The following is a 2,384-nucleotide window of genomic DNA, read 5'->3' as shown; positions in this document are numbered from 1 at the left end:
GCCAGGCCGCGTGCGTAGACGGTCTCCTGGATCCACCGGGCCGGCCGCGTCGCGATCCGCGCGGCGAGGGCCTCGGCGGACGCGCGGTCGTCTCCGGTGTCGTCGAGGCCCAAGGCGTCCAGCAGCCGGGAGCGGTGATGCGGGTAGTTGGCGTGGGTGCGCACCCAGCCGTCGGACGCGCGCCAGAAACCGGAGAGCGGGGCGAAGGGCGTCGGAGCCCGCCCGTCGATCCGCAGGTGCCGCTCGCTGGTGAACGCCGTGGCCACCGCGGCCTCCCGCACCCGCACCGCGGGGATCGGTACGGCGTTGCGCCGCGCCAGCAGTTCCGCGGCGGCCAGGGAGCACACGCCCACGCTCGCCCGCGCCAGTTCGCGGACCGGCAGGCGGGCCGGCAGTACTGCGCCGGCCGCTTCGTAGGACACCGCCTCGGCCAGTCCGGCCGGGCCTTGGAGGGCGGCCCACGCGTGGACGGTCGCCGCGTCGTCGTATGCCATCCGGTCAGTCTGCCCGACCGGCCCTTCTCGCGGGCACCGCCCCGTCAGTGGATGAGATCGGGGCCGCGGGCGTCGGTCCGGGTGCCGGGGGCCCGGCCCCGCGCGGCCGCGGTCAGCGTCTCCACCTGCCGGTCCAGTTCACCGTCGGAGGGGAACAGCGCGGTGAGCCCGGTCAGCCGCAGCAGGTGGGCCAGGACGCCCTGCACGCGGGCCAGCCGCAGGGAGCCGCCCTGCGCGGCCACCCGGCGGTGCCCGGTGATCAGTGTCCACAGGCCGCGGGAGTCGCAGAACGACAGGGCGGCGGCGTCCACGACCAGGTCAGTGCGGCCGCGGGCGACGGCACGGTCGATCGCCTGCTGCAGGAGGTCGGCGGACAGGACGTCGAGGTCGCCGGTCACGGCCACCACGCAGAACGCGTGGTGGTCGGTGACGGTGACGGTGAGTTGAGCCATGCGGTGTTTCGCGATCTACGGCTGCTGGGTACTGCGGCTGCAGGCAAATCGCGCACAGGCGGTGGCCGTGCCTTCAGCGTACGCCGGGGGCGGTGCCCGCCGGGTGGCGCCTGACCGGATTTCCCGTCCCCTACCCGGGCGACCTGCTGTGAAGCGTGTTTTCTTTTTCCGCGTCCCGGCGGCTCCGGCGGCGCTGTCCCTCAGTTCATGGGCAGCCGGAACCGGTGCACGGTGCCGTACCTGCGGCCGGTGGCCAGCCGTACCTCGCCGGTTTTGCCGCCGTAGACGATCGACCACTGGGTGTGGCCCTGCCTGAGGCGGGCGAGCAGGTCCATGGCCTGGGCCGCCGACAGCCCGCCCCCGGCGGCCTCCAGCGCCTCGGTGGCCGTCCGGTAGCGGTGGTCGGCCTGCCGGCTCTGCTCGGTGGAGCCCGTGACGGCGAAGTTCACCATGGCCTGCCACGGGCCCTGCCCTCGGTGCACCACCATCCGGCCGCCGACGAACTCGATGATCGCCGAGCGGCCGGCGGCGTCGGCGACCATGTAGTGCAGCGGCGGGCTGTCGGAGGGGTCGACGTTGTAGCGCCCGAACACCGCGACGGCCTCGTCCACCGTCGCGGCCCCGTCCAGCACCAGCCGCATGATGCGGACGCTGCCCATCGTGCGCCGCGCGGGGTCGAAGGCCGGCTGCCAGGTCGGGACGGTGGCCATGCCCACGACCAGGCCCTCGGCGTTCATGCCGTCGAACGGCAGCAGCGGGGCCTGCAGCAGCGCCTTGCGGCCGGCGGCGGTGGTGAAGTCGGCCTCGGACTTCAGGCCGAGGTAGGAGACGTCCACCATCGACACCGACGCGTGGCCGTCCGGCGGCGCGGTGAACAGCAGCAGCGCGGGCTGGTGGTCGTAGTCGAAGTTGCGGCCGAACACCGGGGCGGCGGGGTCTCCGTGCGCGGAGAACAGCGAGCATCCGAAACCGGTCGGGGTCGGCTCGGGCGCGATCGTCGCGAAGCGGTCGTAGCCGCCCTGGTAGCGCATGGTCCACAGGGGGTGGTCGTCGACCTTGCGCAGGCTCGCCAGGGTGGCGGCGGGGTCGGCGGGCGGGGCCGTCCGGACGCCGCGGACGGGTGCGGGTCCTGTGCGGGGCGCCCCTCCGGGGCCGGCCGCGCGACCGTTCCGGTCGCGCAGCCGGCGAGCAGCGCGGTGGTGAGCAGGAGGGCCGCCGCAACTCGTGAAGGTTCGGTCACCCTGTCATGGTGACGCGCCGTGGCGGGTCCCGCCAGGCCCGGTACGCAAATCCCCTGGGCGGTCGCCTCCGGGACCGGAAGCCGCGGCGGGGCTCCGCGCGAGGACCGCACGCCCGTTTCAGAACGGGTCGCGGGTCCCGGAGCCGGCGTCGGCGTCGGCCAGCAGGCGTGCGGCGGTCTCCGCGCCGTCGGTGCGCA

At 74.8% G+C, this 2,384-nt stretch carries 2 protein-coding genes and 1 pseudogene; all 3 read right to left on the bottom strand.

Annotation, left to right across the window (positions count from 1 at the left end):
• Nucleotides 1-494, bottom strand: a pseudogene (locus ACWJ6R_RS34650) (CoA transferase); the annotation flags it as partial.
• Nucleotides 495-538: 44 nt separating this feature from the next.
• On the bottom strand, nt 539-946 hold the full coding sequence (locus ACWJ6R_RS34645; RefSeq protein WP_449066258.1) for an STAS domain-containing protein: 408 nt from the start codon (nt 944-946) through the stop codon (nt 539-541).
• 200 nt (nt 947-1,146) lie between these two features.
• A complete protein-coding gene (locus ACWJ6R_RS34640) occupies nt 1,147-1,977 on the bottom strand; it encodes a linear amide C-N hydrolase (protein WP_449066257.1) in 831 nt (276 codons plus the stop codon).
• Between the last annotated feature and the right edge of the window lie 407 nt (nt 1,978-2,384).

The sequence above is a fragment of the Planomonospora algeriensis genome (assembly GCF_977012225.1).
Note: the sequence above shows the minus strand (reverse complement) of the source record. Positions and strands in the feature narration are given on the sequence as shown.